General features: G+C 52.2%; 11 protein-coding genes and 3 pseudogenes. 4 read left to right on the top strand and 10 right to left on the bottom strand.

All coding sequences use genetic code 11. The features are described from left to right. Nucleotide 1 precedes the first annotated feature (1 nt). Complete coding sequence (locus ACI512_RS23005; protein WP_236382691.1) at nucleotides 2-1324, bottom strand: chloride channel protein; 1323 nt, start codon at nucleotides 1322-1324, stop codon at nucleotides 2-4. A 465-nt stretch (nucleotides 1325-1789) separates the two neighbouring features. On the opposite strand from ACI512_RS23005, the gene ACI512_RS23000 reads away from it, so the two are divergent. After that, a complete protein-coding gene (locus ACI512_RS23000) occupies nucleotides 1790-3277 on the top strand; it encodes a SulP family inorganic anion transporter (RefSeq protein WP_236382689.1) in 1488 nt (495 codons plus the stop codon). A 315-nt stretch (nucleotides 3278-3592) separates the two neighbouring features. Here ACI512_RS23000 and ACI512_RS22995 read toward each other — a convergent pair. Continuing rightward, nucleotides 3593-3729, bottom strand: a pseudogene (locus ACI512_RS22995) (GNAT family N-acetyltransferase); the annotation flags it as partial. Between the two features lie 264 nt (nucleotides 3730-3993). On the opposite strand from ACI512_RS22995, the gene ACI512_RS22990 reads away from it, so the two are divergent. Then, nucleotides 3994-5055, top strand: coding sequence for a GGDEF domain-containing protein (locus tag ACI512_RS22990; RefSeq protein WP_236382686.1), 1062 nt, complete (start codon nucleotides 3994-3996; stop codon nucleotides 5053-5055). A gap of 267 nt (nucleotides 5056-5322) precedes the next feature. After that, nucleotides 5323-5685, top strand: a complete 363-nt coding sequence (locus tag ACI512_RS22985) for a histone-like nucleoid-structuring protein, MvaT/MvaU family (RefSeq protein WP_094774134.1) — start codon at nucleotides 5323-5325, stop codon at nucleotides 5683-5685. Nucleotides 5686-5787: 102 nt separating this feature from the next. Here ACI512_RS22985 and ACI512_RS22980 read toward each other — a convergent pair. The 8 genes and pseudogenes from ACI512_RS22980 to ACI512_RS22945 all read right to left on the bottom strand — a co-directional run bounded on the left by ACI512_RS22980 (nucleotide 5788) and on the right by ACI512_RS22945 (nucleotide 15596). Beyond that, a pseudogene (locus ACI512_RS22980) lies at nucleotides 5788-5897 on the bottom strand (DUF2256 domain-containing protein). Between the two features lie 80 nt (nucleotides 5898-5977). Then, the gene (locus ACI512_RS22975; protein WP_236382671.1) at nucleotides 5978-7105 is read right to left on the bottom strand and encodes an HWE histidine kinase domain-containing protein; all 1128 of its coding nucleotides are present in this window, start codon (nucleotides 7103-7105) and stop codon (nucleotides 5978-5980) included. Between the two features lie 131 nt (nucleotides 7106-7236). Next, nucleotides 7237-9618 carry a response regulator gene (locus ACI512_RS22970; RefSeq protein WP_405121367.1) on the bottom strand — a complete coding sequence of 794 codons (2382 nt, stop codon included), beginning with the start codon at nucleotides 9616-9618 and terminating at the stop codon, nucleotides 7237-7239. 30 nt (nucleotides 9619-9648) lie between these two features. Next, nucleotides 9649-10110, bottom strand: a complete 462-nt coding sequence (locus tag ACI512_RS22965; protein WP_236383920.1) for a response regulator — start codon at nucleotides 10108-10110, stop codon at nucleotides 9649-9651. Between the two features lie 18 nt (nucleotides 10111-10128). Then, nucleotides 10129-12387, bottom strand: a complete 2259-nt coding sequence (locus ACI512_RS22960) for an ATP-binding protein (RefSeq protein WP_405121366.1) — start codon at nucleotides 12385-12387, stop codon at nucleotides 10129-10131. Nucleotides 12388-13460: 1073 nt separating this feature from the next. Beyond that, nucleotides 13461-13601 (bottom strand): DUF2256 domain-containing protein, encoded by a 141-nt coding sequence (locus ACI512_RS22955; protein ID WP_405121365.1) that lies wholly within the window; start codon nucleotides 13599-13601, stop codon nucleotides 13461-13463. Further along, on the bottom strand, nucleotides 13598-15136 hold the full coding sequence (locus ACI512_RS22950) for a cryptochrome/photolyase family protein (protein ID WP_236383765.1): 1539 nt from the start codon (nucleotides 15134-15136) through the stop codon (nucleotides 13598-13600). The genes ACI512_RS22955 and ACI512_RS22950 overlap by 4 nt, the downstream gene beginning before the upstream one ends. Further along, on the bottom strand, nucleotides 15129-15596 hold the full coding sequence (locus tag ACI512_RS22945) for a thiol-disulfide oxidoreductase DCC family protein (RefSeq protein WP_405121364.1): 468 nt from the start codon (nucleotides 15594-15596) through the stop codon (nucleotides 15129-15131). Before ACI512_RS22945 ends, ACI512_RS22950 begins: the two co-directional genes overlap by 8 nt. A 271-nt stretch (nucleotides 15597-15867) precedes the next feature. Between ACI512_RS22945 and ACI512_RS22940 the strand changes: the two are divergent. Then, nucleotides 15868-16638, top strand: a pseudogene (locus ACI512_RS22940) (PAS domain-containing protein); the annotation flags it as partial. Nucleotides 16639-16670 lie beyond the last annotated feature (32 nt).

The raw sequence follows: 16670 nt of genomic DNA, 5'->3' as shown, positions 1-16670 counted from the left end.
CCTATCGAGCTGGGTTCTTTGGCGCAGCGGCAGGTTCTGCACTCTCGAGAAAGCCTCGCGCCAATTGCTGATACAACTCAGGGCCCATTCTTGAACTGACAGCCTTGGCAATCAAAGCGACGGCCATGAGACTGATCACCATACTGTGGCTATCAATCATCTCCATCACAATGATTGCTGAGGTGATTGGCGACTGAGTAACGGCAGCCAGAAATCCGACCATGCAGAGTGCAATAGTGGGCTGCGCGGCCAGATGGAATAGCTCTGCGGTATTGGCGCCGACTGCGGCCCCTACAGCGAGCGAGGGGGCAAAAATACCTCCTGGAATACCGGAAAAATACGTCACTACGGTCGCCAAGAAGCGAGTAATGGGGGCGTGCCATGGCAGGGCTACATCAGATGCGATGACCTGAGAGGTAATGCCGTACCCACTACCGAACGACATTCCGCCACTCAGCCAGCCCAATATAGCGACGACCAATCCGCAGATGCCGGCAAACCACACTGGGTGCAGGCGCCGCCATTGCCAGATGATGAAATGTGGATGCCGTTGTGGCCATAACAACATTCGGCTAAACAAACCACCCAACAGGCCACATCCAATGGCTATCACTAATGCCGGGATGACTATGTCCAGGTTGATGTCCTGAATGCCGAAATGACCGAAGTAGTTGTAGTTTCCCTGCAGCGCAATCGCGACCATCCCAGAAAGGATGATGGTACTGAGAAGAACGCCACTGGTACGGGTTTCCAGCTTGCGTCCCAGTTCTTCTACCGCGAATGCAATCCCTGCTAGGGGCGTATTGAATGCAGCTGCAATACCCGCCGCACCTCCCGCCAGGATGAGATCCTCGCTGCGTACGATTCTTGCGTTGGGCAGGAATCGGTGAAAGAAGTGCATGATGGACGCGGCAACCTGAACTGAGGGGCCTTCACGCCCCGCCGAAAAGCCACCCGTCAACGCCAGAGTTCCAAGGCCTATCTTGGCGAAAGCAATGCGTAGTGAAACCAGTCGGTTAATGGGCTTACCTTGACGCGCAAGCCGTGTTGCCGCGATTACCTGAGGAATTCCGCTGCCTTGCGCGCCAACGAAAAAACGTGTTGTCAGCCAGACTACGAGCATGCCGATCAGTGGGGTGTAAATAAGAGGAAGCCACGCTCTCTCAGCGGTCTGTTGAGCAAACTGCGCCAGGGCTACGTCGGCCAACCTTGCAAAAGCCACCACTAGCAGACCGGCAATGGTTGCCGCAATCCACAACGTGACCCTGGTGCGCCAGCGCATGGAGGCGAAGCCTCGGCGTAACAGCATTATCGGTTTGATCAATCCGGAACTCCCGTTCAAGTAGCCGTGTTCAGGGCAAGACTATACAAATAAAACGTTGGCTCCAAACGGCCTTGGAGCGCAGCGAGTGGGATAAGGAGGGGGCCGGCAGGTAGAGCGGAGTAGAATAAGCGCCGTTGAAGGGCATCACTTAATGCGAAGCGCCGTCGGTCAGGTAACGGGTCGCAATCAAAATTAGCTTTAATGTATTATCAGTGCCGCCTCCGCCTTGAGCTACAGGAACATCAGCATGACTGTACTCCAAACGATCTACTGGCAGCCTACGCCGCCTTAGCGCTACGCCCCCTCGCAACACCTCGCACCCGCCTGTTTCGCTCGCGGTGCGTGCTGCTGTATGCCCGGTTCTTACACCCAAAGCACACAGTCAAATAATCCTCACAATTTGAATTCGTATCGATGCGCTCGCCGTTTTTGGTGTGCGTGCGGTGCATTGCCTTGGATATTTCTATGCTGCAAAAAATTAATCAAACGTGGTTTTCCAACGTTCGCGGAGACGTGCTCGCAGGAGTCGTCGTCGCACTCGCGCTGATCCCGGAAGCCATCGCCTTTTCCATTATCGCCGGGGTAGACCCCAAAGTCGGTCTCTACGCCTCCTTCTGTATATGTGCCGTCATCGCCTTTATCGGCGGGCGTCCCGGAATGATCTCGGCGGCGACAGGCGCCATGGCACTGCTGATGGTTACGCTGGTAAAAGAGCATGGACTTCAGTACCTGCTGGCCGCGACCCTACTATGTGGCGTACTTCAAATCCTTGCCGGCTACCTGAAGCTTGGCTCGTTGATGCGGTTTGTTTCACGGTCGGTAGTCACAGGTTTCGTAAACGCATTGGCGATCCTGATTCTCATGGCGCAGTTGCCGGAACTTACGAATGTCACCTGGCACGTCTATGCCATGACCGCAGCGGGTCTCGGGATCATCTACCTGTTCCCATACGTACCGAAGATCGGCAAGCTGATTCCGTCACCGTTGGTGTGCATCCTGACCCTGACTGCCATCGCCATTTATCTTGGCTTGGATATCCGTACTGTAGGCGACATGGGCCAACTGCCGGATACGTTGCCGATTTTCCTTTGGCCCGAAGTGCCGCTGAACTTTGAAACCCTGCGCATCATTTTCCCGTACTCGGCTGCCTTGGCCGTAGTAGGTCTACTCGAGTCAATGATGACCGCGACTATCGTCGACGATCTGACCGATACCACCAGCAATAAAAACCGCGAGTGCAAAGGCCAGGGTGTGGCCAACATCGCTGCCGGCATGCTTGGCGGCATGGCAGGTTGCGCCATGATCGGCCAATCGATCATCAACGTGAAATCCGGTGGTCGTACCCGTCTATCAACATTGTGTGCCGGCATTTTCCTGCTGCTGATGGTGGTATTTCTTGGTGAGTGGCTTTCCAAAATCCCTATGGCCGCACTCGTGGCTGTGATGATCATGGTGTCCATCGGCACCTTCAGCTGGGATTCCTTGCGTAATCTGAAAGAGCATCCCCTGTCGACCAACCTCGTCATGGTGGTGACTGTCGTGGTCGTCGTGGCCACTCACAACCTGGCCTACGGCGTACTGGTAGGTGTGCTGCTGGCTTCACTGTTCTTTGCCAATAAGGTCGGGCACTACCTGAATATCAAGAGCACTCTGGATGAGACGAAATCGCATCGGACTTACCGCGTCGTGGGCCAGGTGTTCTTCAGCTCTGCGGGCAAGTTCACTGAGGTTTTTGACTTCAAGGAAGTGCTCAGCAAAGTTACCATCGATCTGACACAGGCGCATTTCTGGGATATCACCGCCGTCGCAGCGCTGGATAAGGTCGTGATCAAGTTCCGACGTGAAGGTGCTGAGGTTGAGGTGCTCGGTCTCAATGAAGCCAGCGCAACAATCGTTGACCGCTTCGGCGTGCATGACAAGCCCGGTGCCATCGATAAGCTCATGAGCCACTGAGGAGAACGACAATGACCCACTTAACGGCATGCATTGGTAGCTCCTAATCCTCATTGGCGGTCTGCGATTACGCAGCATGGGCCTTGCTACCACTCAGCGCTCCCCTGCATCTGCAGACCTGAGCGGCAATATCGTCCTTGGCAGTCAAGAGCATCTGCTAGAGGAGCTGGCTACATTATCTCAAAGATGTGCTGACACGTTGCCGACACAGAGAGCCAGTAAGATCGTGCAATTGCTACCGAATTAAAGGATGCCGGCCTGCTAAATAGTGAATCGGCCCGAAGCAGAAGCTAGGAACGATGCACTACTACAGCTCTAGCCGGGCAGGCTCAGGTACAGCAAGGGGGAGTGGCGGCCCTCGCCATCCAGCGGAGAAAGACCTGTTTGAACACACCTGCAATGTAAATAAACCCTACCGCTTCGGGATTCTGTTCTCTCACATCAACACTCAAGGGGGGCTAGCATTGGGGACAGTTGACTTTTCCAGGGCTACCTCACGGTTCCTAGGTCACAAAATAGAGCCTAGCGGACAGCTTTTACCTTATACCCAAATCAGGTCGATGTGATTCGGCGGCCCGCTTAATTCAGCGCGACCGAAAATCGACTCTCGACGGTAATAGATAGATGGTTGGCGGAGTTGCCAATTTCAGTGTGGATAAGAGGTACACTGGTGGTTGCCAATTGCCACTACAGTTTGCCTGACCGAAGGAAATACGATGCCCAACCGTATTGACCATAGCGAGAAACACAGACGCATGATGCTCAAGTCGCTGCTTTGGACAACTCTGTGCTTTGGTATCTTCTTCTCACTGTTCAACGCCAACCGTGGTTACTGGCTGCTGGCCGGGCTGGAACTAGCTTACGCGTTCATCTCGCTGTACATGCTGATGATCATTGACCGCACCAAACAACTACAAGCCCTGACCATCATTTATCTGCTGCCATTTTTCACTGTTATGATGTTCACGCTCGCCTCGCCAGAGACATCGGTAGGAATATTTGCCTGGATCCAGACCATACCGATAATTCTTTACCTGCTGCTTGGCTTACGTCTGGGGCTGATTGGTTCTCTGCTGTTCGTCAGTCTTGGCCTGTACATGATCACCAGGCACCATGCAGAAAAGAGTCCAGTGGACGATATTGGCTTAGTTCTCGACATTGGTCTAGCGACATTGGCAATCACCATTTTCTCGCACACTTATGAGCGTACCAGAGTTCTTACCGAGCAGCGTCTGATAGAGCTAGTGACTACCGACCACTTAACCGGGTTGGCTAATCGCGCAAAGCTGGCCGAGGTATTTCAGCGTGAGTCAGAGCGGGCCCTACGCAATGGTTCGCCCCTAGCGCTGGTGTACCTGGATATAGATCACTTCAAGCAAATTAACGACCGTTTTGGCCATGACGCAGGTGACCAAGCGCTCTGCCATTTTGCCAGCGTACTAACGAAACGTCTGCGTGCCACCGATCTACTTTGTCGTCTGGGCGGAGAGGAGTTCGCCGCTCTGTTGCCGGGGGCCAGGGCGGAACAGGCCATGCTAATCGCAGAAACCTTGCGCGAGCACCTTGCCGCGACGCCCTTAGAGCTCATTGAGCAGCAACTGAACATGACCCTGAGTGCGGGTGTCGCAGTTTTCGGTAGTAATTGCGAGCACCTTGACGATCTGTTAAAGGTTGCAGATGGTCGTGCATATGCAGCCAAGCGTGCGGGACGTAATCGAGTGGTCGGTATCGACCCCCCACCACAGACAGAAATACGCGCTAACGACAGTGCTTATTAGGGCTGTTCACGTTTCACATGGGCAGTCGTAGACTTAAACACACAGGTTGCGAGGATACTTTCGCAATTTGTCTTGAACGTGTCGAGTCGCGACGTAACTGATTGGACTGCACCCAGCCTTTGCTCACGCTCCTATCGATAGCCCGTTGATTCAACTAGGTACGAAGGATACCAATTCATCTTATAGAATCTAAGAGTTGAGTCTTCTCCTTCCATCTAATGTCTATCCTCTTGTAACGTGCCAATACTAATTGCTTAGGAAGCTCCCATGTCTAAACTCGCAGAATTTCGCCAGCTTGAAAAACATCTCGCCGAACAGCTTCAAGCGCTCGAGGCCCTGAAGGGCGACGCTGGTCTTAAGAAAGAAATTGAATTCGAAACGAAGCTGCGCGATTTGCTCGCAAAATACGGATACAGCTTGAAGGACGTGATCAACCTGCTTGATCCACATGCAGGTCGTCGCGCTCAAGTATCTGAACCTAAAGCCACACGTAAAGCCCGCCAGGTTAAGGTCTATAAAAACCCACACACCGGTGAAGTCATCGAAACGAAAGGCGGGAACCATCGCGGCCTTAAGGAATGGAAAACTGAGCACGGCGCAGCGACTGTCGAGTCTTGGCTAAGCAAGTGATCTTGGATTGGGCAAAGAAGGGCCAGTGATGGCCCTTTTGTTGCCTCAAGTTTTGGTGCGCCTGAAGCGTTCTTGCAAGGTGTCTAGAGAATCCGGGGCGATTCATTCTGTGCAATAACGAACATCCCCCCAATAACGCGCCCATTTCTTTCTCCATGTGAAGGGGAGGCCGCACGTAAGGCAGTTTTTACGGGAAGATCGCTCTTTCTCATTGCTTCTCCTACACTAACTGCTAGGTCGTCTGGGTACCAGATTGCTGACGTTATGACCTCATTTATAGACGTTGAGTCAGCTAATCCGAAGATCCTTCGATACCTAGCTTTGGAGAAAATGGCGCAGATATATCGCAAATGAGACCAGCAGGATCAAAAGTAAGCACCGCTGATCCATCGAATGCGTTTCTAAGAGTGCCACCTATCATCAATGTCCCATAACCCTGGCGGCTCGGCTCCTGCACCGCAGGCCCTTCACTTTCCATCCAGCAGAGTCTGAATACTGAGTCGGTATCTAACTCACCCTTCGGTAAAATACTCCACCTAATTTCCAGCACTCCGCCAACCTTGGACAGAGAACCGTACTTCGACGCATTGGTACCTAGCTCATTGATTGCTAACGCGAACGCGCAAGCCGAGTCGGGAGATAAGATGATTTTAGGCCCGCTTATAGATATCTCATTTTCTTTAGAATAGGGCGCTAGGATCTCGTTTATCAATTGGAATAAGCCCGTCGCTCGCTCGCTGAAAGCAAGTGAGTGCGCCCGATGCATCATTGTCAGACGTTCGCCGAAAACCCTCCGAAAATCGCTAGGGTTGGGGTAGCGTTTGATCGTAAGGTTGGCTAATCCCCCAACGGTGAAGTAAAGGTTTCGAATTCGATGCTCAAGTTCTCCCATTAAGAATTGCGTCGTTTCCCTGGTTCTACTGTATGCGCAAATCTTCGCGCAAAGCACAGCAAATGGTCTCAGGAATTCGATTTGCTCTAGCCGAAGCGGCGCCGCTTTAGGATGAATGACGGCGACACTGCCATGAGCTTCGCCGTCTAAGGTGAGTGCAGGTACAGAGATCAGGGATGCTAATCCGTACTGAGCAAAGAGCTCTTTCCATTCATCTGAAAAGCGCTCGTCGTTTGCCACGTCTGGAACATTGACGAGCTTGCCTGTCAGTACGCCTAGGCCACATGAGCCTCTTTTTCCGTTAATGACGTTACCTTCCAGACTACGAGCGAATTTATCTGGCAGGCTAGGGAAAATTGAATGACGAAAGGTTCTTCCTGGTTTGTCGAGGACGTTGATACCCACAATGCAATCAGGAAGTTCAGCCTGCAGAGCGAGCGCGATTTCATGGAGTAGTGGATTAGGCGGTGAGCCTGATGACATGACATCGAGCGCACGGTTGAGAAAGTGCTCAAGCATCTGATGCATGTGGACAGGCCTTAGAGAACGAATAGTCCCATTTTACAGTCCGGAGACCAATGTGCCACTGGGTCTCAGTACGCTTCGTCAGAGTTCACGGATCAAAATGGTTGCAGAAGGAATCACCATGCGCGTACGGGTTACCGAGCTGCACACCTACCAAAAGCGGCGATGATTCGATGATCAAGCTCGGCCTCATCAAATGGCTTTTGAATTACAGAAGCGGTTTCGAGTCCCAGTACATCAATGTCAGCGTATCCTGTAACGAATACTATCGGCATTTGGGGACGCTTCGTTTGAATAGCGGAAGCCAGCTCAGAGCCTGTCATGCCTGGCATGGCAAAATCCGTGACCACAATATCTATAGTCGGGTCAATTTTCTCTAGCGCTTGAATGCCATCGCAGGCTTCAACAACCGTATACCCCAATGATTCAAGCATTTGGAGTGTAACGGCTCGTACCGCTGGGTCGTCGTCGACCAAAAGAACTTTTTTGCCGGTTGCGGATGTCGTTGAAGATACTGTCAGGGTAGCGTTAGCCTGCCTGTCGGTTAATTCATCCACACTAGGCAAATAGACCCTCACTGATGTGCCTACACCTAGCTGTGACTCAATATTGACCCCGCCACCCGACTGCTTCGCAAACCCAAAAACCTGTGCAAGCCCCAAACCTGACCCTTTGCCAACATCTTTGGTAGTGAAGAACGGCTCGAAGGCTTTGAGCAACGTATCCGCCTCCATCCCACTTCCGGTGTCACTGATGGTCAAAACTGAATAGAAACCAATGTCCGGATCTTCGGGGCGCAGGGGAGGTTGGTCAACCTTGAGGTTAGATGTCGAAAAAGTGATGGTGCCACCAGCAGGCATCGCGTCTCGTGCATTAATCGCGAGGTTGAGAGCGATCATTTCTGTCTGAGTTGGATCGCCCATAGCATTACGGAGGTCAGGGGCCAGGTCATACCGTATTGAGTTTTTAGCACCTAGCGCCCTGGCTATAAGGCTGCCCATGTCTCTTATTACGTCATTCAAATTGATGACGACAGGTACTAGGCGTTGCCTACGAGAAAACGACAGCAATTGTGCAGTTAGCTTGGCGCCTCGCTCTCCTGCCTCTTTGATGTTAGTTAGGCGGCTGATCGTTTTGGCCATCGTCCCTTTCTCTATATCCCGAATGGCAAACGTCGTACTCGTCAAGATAACTGTTAGAAGGTTGTTGAAGTCGTGGGCAACACCAGCTGTGAGCTGACCTACTACCTCAAGCCTTTGCAATTGCTGTAAAGCTGATTCGACCCGTTCCCGCTCTGCGATCTGGTCACGTAAGCGTTGGTTGGCAGCAGCCAGTTCTTCAACCACGGCTCGTTCATCAGTGATGTCCCGAACAGCGGCATACATAAGACCGTTCTCAGGGACAATCGTCCAGGACATCCAACGGTAAGAGCCTGAGATGTGACGCAGTCGGTTTACAAATCGGGTTGAAACTATTCCGCTTGCGATGCTCTCCGTCTCTTTGACAGTCGCATCAAGGTCTTCTGGATGTATGAGCTCCCACAATCTCATTTCGTTGATCTGGGGGTCAGACCATCCAAGCGCAGACCTCCATGCAGGGTTGATCGCGACGGGAGTCATATCGAAGCGCAGGACAGCCAGTAGCTCTCTCGATAAATCCCATATCCGATCTCGCTCAAGCGTTCGCTGTACAATCCTTTGACCGAGTTCTTCATTGCGCTCAACAAGCTCATTAGTCGCGCGTTTGCGTTCGCTAATGTCTTGCACGATGCCAGTGAAGCGAACGCATACGCCATTTTCAAAAACTGATCTACCGCTTGCGAAGATCCAGCGTTCTCGATTGCCTTCAAGGAGGATGCGGTACTCGACCTGATAATTTTGCTGAAGCGTGATTGCGTTATGAACGTTCTGCTCTACTGCAGGGCGGTCGTCAGGGTGGCAGCGGCTGAAGAAATACTCCAAATCTATATTGGACGTAGGAGGCAGCTCATATAGCGCTTTGCAGCGTTCATCCCATAGCAAACGGCCCGAGATAAGGTCGAGTTCCCAAACACCCATCAGCGCTGCTTCAATGGCGAGCCTTGCCCGAACTTCAACTTCCTGCAGTGCTGCCTCAGCTTTTAGTCGTTGTCTGCGCTCTCGGACTTCTAGGACTGCGCGTCTGACTGCCTTAGGCAACATTTTCATGTTCTGCTTTAGAACGTAATCCACTGCCCCCATGCGGATCATTTCTACAGCTTGTTGCTCGCCAAATATGCCTGACAGGAAAATAAACGGCGTCTCAGGGGACAGCTGCTGAGCGATGGTCAGCACCTCGGCGCCGGAGGATCCTGGTAGCAAGTAATCGCACAAAATTACGTCGAAAACAGCAAGACGAAGCTCTCGCTCAACTTCAGAGTGGTTATGAACTAAGGTTGAGTCGACTTTAAAACCACTAGCTTCTAAGGCCAGGATCGTTAGCTCAGCATCATGCGGGCTGTCTTCAACCAGTAATATTTTCAGCTTGTTCAGGGGCATGTAGATGAGCTGTTCATAAAGTTGCTGATGTCAGGAATTTGGGCGGCGTACTGCTCTGACTGACCCAGGCGGTGGTTCGTTCAAGACTGCCCAGAAAATGCCTAAGTCGGATATCGCTCCCACAAACTCCTTAAACTCAACCGGCTTTACTACGTAAGCGTTGACGCCCAGCTGATAGGCGCGAGACAGATCGGGCTCTTCTCTGGACGACGTCAGCATAACCACTGGGATGCTGCGAAGCTCTTCAGTAGCACGAATAGACTCCAGCACCTGAAGGCCGTCGACCTTGGGTAGTTTAAGATCCAATAGCAATACCGCCGGGTTCCCATCCGCTCGGTCTTCGAACATGTTTCGTTTGAATAGATAGTCGAGCGCTTCCGCCCCGTCTCGAACCACTACCACTTCATTAGCGAGCTGGCTCCGCTCAAGGGCAACCAACGTGAGCTCTAGGTCGTTGGGATCATCTTCTACAAGCAGTATCGGTTTTAGCATGCCTTGATCTCTGTATCTTCAGCGCACAGGGCTGAGGTGTTTTTTTGGCAGTGAGAATGAGAATGTTGCCCCCTCGTTCAAACTGCCTTCAGCTTGGACGGTACCGCCGTGGCGTTCAATGATACGCCTGACATTCGCCAATCCGATTCCGGTTCCTTCAAACTCTTCTAAACGGTGGAGTCGCTGAAACACACCGAAGAGTTTCTCCGAATATTTCATATCAAACCCGACACCGTTGTCTTTGATACTGACCATTACACTCTCTGAGTAGCTAAACGCCTCTATCTGAATGACCGCTACTGGCTCATTTCGAGTGTATTTAATCGCATTGGAAATAAGGTTGCGCAGAGCAAGATGCAAAAAAGCGGGGTCTGCGATGACCACCGGTAAATCGAGCACTTTCCACTCAACCGCCCGGCCTTCATATTCAGGCGCCATTTCACGTTTTATCGATTCGATCATCGCAGCTAAGTTGACCTCGCTAAGCCTCATTGCTGAGCGTCCCATTTGAGAAAAGCTTAGAAGGTTATCAACCAGCGTTCCGGCAAACTTAGCCGACTCGCCAATAGTGCCCAGGAAGCGTTGGCCACGCTCTGTAAGGTTACCCTGCTCAATATCCCCGAGCAGCTCTGCATAGCCCGCTATGTGACGAAGCGGAGCACGCAGATCATGCGACACGCTGTAGGAGAACGCCTCAAGCTCCTTATTGGAACGCTTGAGTTCATCTGCCATCTGGGCCAGCTCTTCAGCCTTACGCAGAACAATTCCGAGAACGGCCAGGCGTAACTCTGCTACACCTTCAATTTCGCTTTCATCCCAAGGAGTCGAAAAGCCTTCCACGGTCTCATGCCACATCGCAAAACTCTGGCGGGGTGAAAGTTTTCCGCCATCACCTATTACTTTGTCTGGTTTCCCGGCCCAGTTCACAACGTGTACTTGTTCCGGTTTAAACCAAATAATGTAGCTTGAGTGCACTTCAGAAATGGACACCGAAAGCACGCCGCCCACGGATTTCGCAATGCCTGGTAGGTGAGGAATGTCGCGTCCTACGTTATCGCTCGAGAAAATCTCAGGGCCTTCGCGCTCGTCCAACCAAGCTGTCAGCGCCTTAACCTGGTGCTCGGTAGGCGTCACTCCGTAGAGGTCGCACTCAGCGTCAGATACCACCGCTGCACCCGATGCTCCAACGAAGCCAAGGAAAACGTCAGGCACGGATTGAATACCTTTTAAAACGCTGTCGTGGTCTGCCATAGCTGCCAGCATCTGCACGATCTGCTTACGCAAGCTGAGCATCTTCTGACTGCGTATATGCGCAACCTTAGTTTCCAGTTGCAAAGACAGGACTCGTCCCAAAAGCTCACATGCAGTGCGAGATTGAAAGCTGACAGATTGAGGTGACTTATTGTGACAGGAGATCAGGCCCCACAGCTTCCCATCCATCACAATCGAGATCGACATGGATGCGCCGGTTCCCATATTGCGCATGTAATGCAGGTGCACCGGTGAAACACTGCGAAGTGTGGCGTAACTCAAATCGAGTGGCAGGCCAGTTTTCGGGTTTTCGGCGGGCACAATCGGAGACGGTACGTAGTCGACATCCGAAATAATCCTGATTCGATTGGCACAATAGAGCTCTCGCGCTTGCTTAGGGATATCGGATGCAGGGAAACATAGTCCCAAGTATCGGTCAAAGCCCTCATCCGCAAGCTCCGCATTCACAGATCCGTTTCCTTTCTCATCGAACCGGTATGAGTTGACTCGCCCATAGCCAGTTATGCGCTTGATGAAGCTCACCGCTCGCAGGCACAGCTCATCAATACTTTCATCTTCACGGATTTGACTGATGAAGGAGCGGATCAGGGGATATAAACGACCGTGTGCTAGAGCTACGTCGCTCGCCGGTTCAAACTCTGCAATAAGTACCCCATCATTTCGATGGAGCATCATCGCCACCAGTGTTCCTACCTTGTTTCCTTTAAGTAACGTGGCATCACCAACATGGAAGGCCTGAAGCTGGTCTTCGTCAAGGTCGCTAAGCTGATCAGTGAAGGCGGAGCCTCTCTTGATTAGAGCGTCGAAAGGGGTACCTACCAGGCTAGTTGCGTCAACGCCAATCCAATCGGCCACATTGGAGCTAGCTTGGAGGATAGTCATCGTGGGCTCGTCGACCACCAAAAGAAAACCTTGAGGTTGGATGCTACCAGGCGTTCTGATCGGTTCTCGGGCGCAGTTTTCTATAGCGTCCTGAAGAGACTGGGAATTGTCGTTGGTAGTCAAAATCTTTCCTCTTTAAGGCGTCAGAAGCGGTTGGCGAAGGCCTAGCAAGGTTTAGGTCGCCAATTTCATTCGCTCCAAAAAGTCGGTCATACGTTATCAAAGTTTGAAAACAGAATCCTTGAGAGTTCCATATTTAAAGCGCCGTTTCCGACGAAGTAGTGGCGGGGCGACAGTGCTACGTATCAAAGCGTAATGACTCGCAGTGTCCTGCGCATGGTGGGTGGAGCATCTTGAGGCGTTGCATCAATCACCCCCGGAAACGGATGCAGAAAAATGTAAGAGGAGCTGAGCCTGGACAGGGCCGCACAAATTTATCCCGCATTTTTCGCCTAAGCGATAGCTGCCATTCGCTTTGCGCAAATCGAAATTACTGAGGCTCAAATCGCTTTTTTAGTGGCGATTCCAAAGCTGTCGAGTGGAGCACAGCAAATTCCTACGAAGCTTTTCTCTAAGCATTAGCGTCGAGTTGAGAGCGAAAACATTGGCTTTCTGGGTTAAATCGTCCAGTTCGAGTTTTGAGGGGGCAGCATCCCAACGCTCCTGACTCAGTCGGCATGGGCCGTATGGGGTCAAAATATAAGGATCAGGCCAAACCTGGGTAAAGAGTTCAAGGGCAGCTGGCTATGGCGCCGAGCAACCGTTGCAAATGAGCGTACAGTCTACGTTGCATGATCAACCGACAATCACCACTAGCGGTGGCAAATGATAGAACTACAGAGTGAATTCAGCCTAGCGAGGCGTGCGGGCACTGAATTGCTCGCACGCGTTGCTGAAGCAAAAAATAGAACTGAAGTTATCCGTCTGGAATGTGACGCTCATGCGCTTCTGTGGAGGCTGGAAATGGAGGGCGTTCTTTCGAGCCATGATGCTGATAATTTTCGCGTCCTCCTTCAGGTTCGGCTTGAAAAACGATTGAGTCAATTTCGGACGCTATGACTGGAGCCATGTCTGACTTTTCTTCAAGGCATATGCTCTGAGCATCTGATGGATGCAGCTGCTCGATCTTTCTTCATTCAGAACAGATAGCCTTATCAGGTGCACCAAAGGGTCTGTCGAACGCCCTCTATTTCTTTTCACCGCGTCGTTGCTTTGTTGCGCCGGCAACGCTCCGAGCAGTAGAGCACCCCCTCCCAGCAGCGCGCCCATTTCTTTCTCCAAGTAAATGGTAGGCCACGGGTCATGCAGGTTTTGACTGGAAGCTCACTCTTTTTCAAAATCCCCTGCCTTCATCCATTTCTGCGAGCAACCACTGTCCACGTTGCCACAGCGCCTGCTGTTTGGATTCATCCATGTGGTCGAGGTTTTTATAAATCATGGCCATGCGCTGGTTGCCGCGAAGGCGGTCGCCGTGGCGCATCAGGAAGTGCCAATAGAGCGAGTTGAACGGGCAGGCATCGCCTGTGGTGCTTTCGCTTACTTTGTACGCGCAGCCACGGCAATAATCAGACATACGCTTGATGTACTGCCCGCTCGCGCAGTAGGGTTTCGAGCCTAGATATCCGCCGTCTGCGTGCATAACCATGCCGAGTGTATTGGGCAGCTCCACCCAATCGAAAGCGTCCATGTAGATCGCCAGATACCACTCACATATCTGACTCGGTGCGATACCTGCCAGCAGGGCGAAATTGCCAGTCACCATGAGACGTTGAATGTGATGAGCGTAGGCATACTCAAGGCTCTGGTTGATGGCTTGGCGCATGCAATTCATCTGCGTGTCGCCCGTCCAGTAGAACTCTGGGAGCGACCGCGAATTACCGAATGCGTTGCCGTCGGCATAGTCGGGCATCTTCAGCCAGTAGACGCCTCGGACATACTCCCGCCAGCCGATCAGTTGTCGAATAAAACCTTCGGCAGCGTTCAGCGCAATGCTGCCCGACAGGTACGCCGATTCAACATCGCTGCACAGCTGACGAAGATCCAGCAGTCCAATATTCAGCGCGGCGCTTATTCGGGCATGAAACAGGAACGGCTCGTTACTGGCCATCGCGTCTTGGTAGTCGCCGAAGGCTGCCAGGCCCCAGTCGAGGAAGTAATCCCAGAGGGCCTGAGCTTCGGCATGGGTTACCGGGTAGTCGAATGTGTCGAGTGTGCCGTAGTGGCTTGCGAAATTTTTGGCAACTAACGCAAGAACCTCTCGGGTAATTGCGTCAGGAGTAAAACGTGCGGGTGATGGAGGCCTTACGCCCTTGGGTAAAGCCTTTCTGTTTTCCGCATCAAAGTTCCATACGCCTCCGACCGGGCTACCGTCCCCATTGAGTAATAGCCTGCTCTTACGGCGCATCTCGCGATAGAAGAACTCCATGCGCAGCTGCTTTTTGCCATTCGCCCAAGTAAAGAACTCGGCACGGGAGCAGAGAAAGCGAGAATCCGAATGCCATTTTATCGCTAAACCACAGTCCTTTATCGATTGCTCCAAGCGCCAGTCGCCGCACTCGGTGATGTGGATTTCATCCGGTCGCAAAAGTGCGTGCCACCGCTCTAACTCGCGAGGCACCGATCCAGTATTTTCTGGGTCATCGAGCTTTACGTACTGCACCTTGACTCCCCGTTGCTGCAACGCCTCGGCGAAGTGGCGCATAGCGCTGAAGATAAAGGTGATCTTTTGCGGATGATGAGGAACATGGCTGGCTTCTTCCATTACCTCGACCATGAGCACGGTATCGCATTCGATATCAACGGCCTGTAGTGAGGCGAGATCGAACGACAGCTGATCACCTAGGATCAGGCGAAGGCTGCTAGCTCTATTCATCATTACCTCTTGCAGGCGACGTCTTGCTGCCAGGGGCGCGTTTGGTATCAGGCACTACGCAGCCCATATCGCGACACCGGACGCTGCCATCAGGATGGGGCAGCCATGCTAGATGCGGACGCAAGCGACAAAATAGGCGATAGCCAAGGTTTAGAAGTGGCCTAGTCGAACGCCATGATAACGGCTCCGCCCAGATACCAAGGCCCGCTGCTCGCCAGCTCCAAAGCGTAGCGTCTAAGCCAGTGACCCAGGTTCCATCGCCCAACCTGGCGTGCAGTATCGACTGCATTTCAACGAACGTGAACCCAAGAGATTTTGCGTCGAAGGTAGGATCGCTGATGTCCACAAACAGGAGACGATCCGGTGCTGCTCGCGCATTTAGGATCTTGATCTCCCGGGCGCAAAGAGGGCACTCGCCGTCGAAATAAAGCGTCAGTGGCCACCGATTATTCTTGTACAACTACCGATACCTTGTATAAGTTTTTAGACAAGATATGCTCAAAAAACTTCGATGACAACCGGGCCTAATCCTCGAAACGAAATCAGGTTCCAAGCGGTGCCTGATCGGGGATTTCAGGTTTGCTTCTGGGACTGGAGCTAAGACGTGTGGCCACGGCAGCTTGCCGACCTGATTGTGACGTTCGTCGCCTCACTGCTTTTCGTTCGTCTGATAGCTAAACGTGTTGCTGATCACGCCGATAAACCTTTTAACACCCAACAGGCGGTTTTCCATGTTCAATAAAAAAATCAAGAATCAGCTTGGGGCTCAAACAGCCGAGTTGTCGGAGTTGCGCCAACTGCGTGATGGCCTACACCGTGAAATGCTGACGCTGAGTATCGATACTAATTTTGCAATTACCGCCTGCAACGACAATTTTGCACAGGCTTTGGGGTACACCCAGAATCAGCTTATAGGTCGTGCCATGGCCGACATTGTTCCGCAGTACGTTTCCAAGCTTCCCTGTTTTCACAATTTTCGGGCGGCTGTCGCCGCCGGTAAGTCGATATCTGATGAATACAGGTACCTGCATGCTGACGGCTCATTAGTGTGGATTCATGCTCATTGGCAACCCGTAGCTGATTCGACTGGCCGGTTGAGTCATATCGCAGGCTATGCGACGAACATTACGTCCAGAGTGGAAAAAGCATCGGAAAACGCCTCGTTCATTGACGCGCTACTGCGCTCGACGGCGGTTATTGAGTTCGATCTGTCCGGGCATGTAATCATGGCGAATGAGCAGTTTTTAAAAGCGATGGGTTACAGCCTGGGACAAGCGCAAGGAAGTCACCATCGTATTTTCTGTCGGCCAGAGGAGGCTTCTTCCCAGCAATACAGGGATTTTTGGTTGACGTTGAACAAGGGTGAGTTTGTCGCTGGCCGATTCCAACGTGTTGATAGTCGGGGTCAGACGGTATGGCTGGAGGCGAGCTATAACCCGGTCTACGACACCGAAGGAACACTGCGCAAGGTAGTTAAGTTTGCAACGGTTATTACCGAACAGGTTGCCCGTGAACACCAAGTCAGTGATGCTGC

This window comes from Pseudomonas petroselini, from assembly GCF_045037875.1.
Taxonomy (GTDB): Bacteria; Pseudomonadota; Gammaproteobacteria; order Pseudomonadales; family Pseudomonadaceae; genus Aquipseudomonas; species Aquipseudomonas petroselini.
This window is presented reverse-complemented; position numbering and strand designations above follow the sequence as displayed.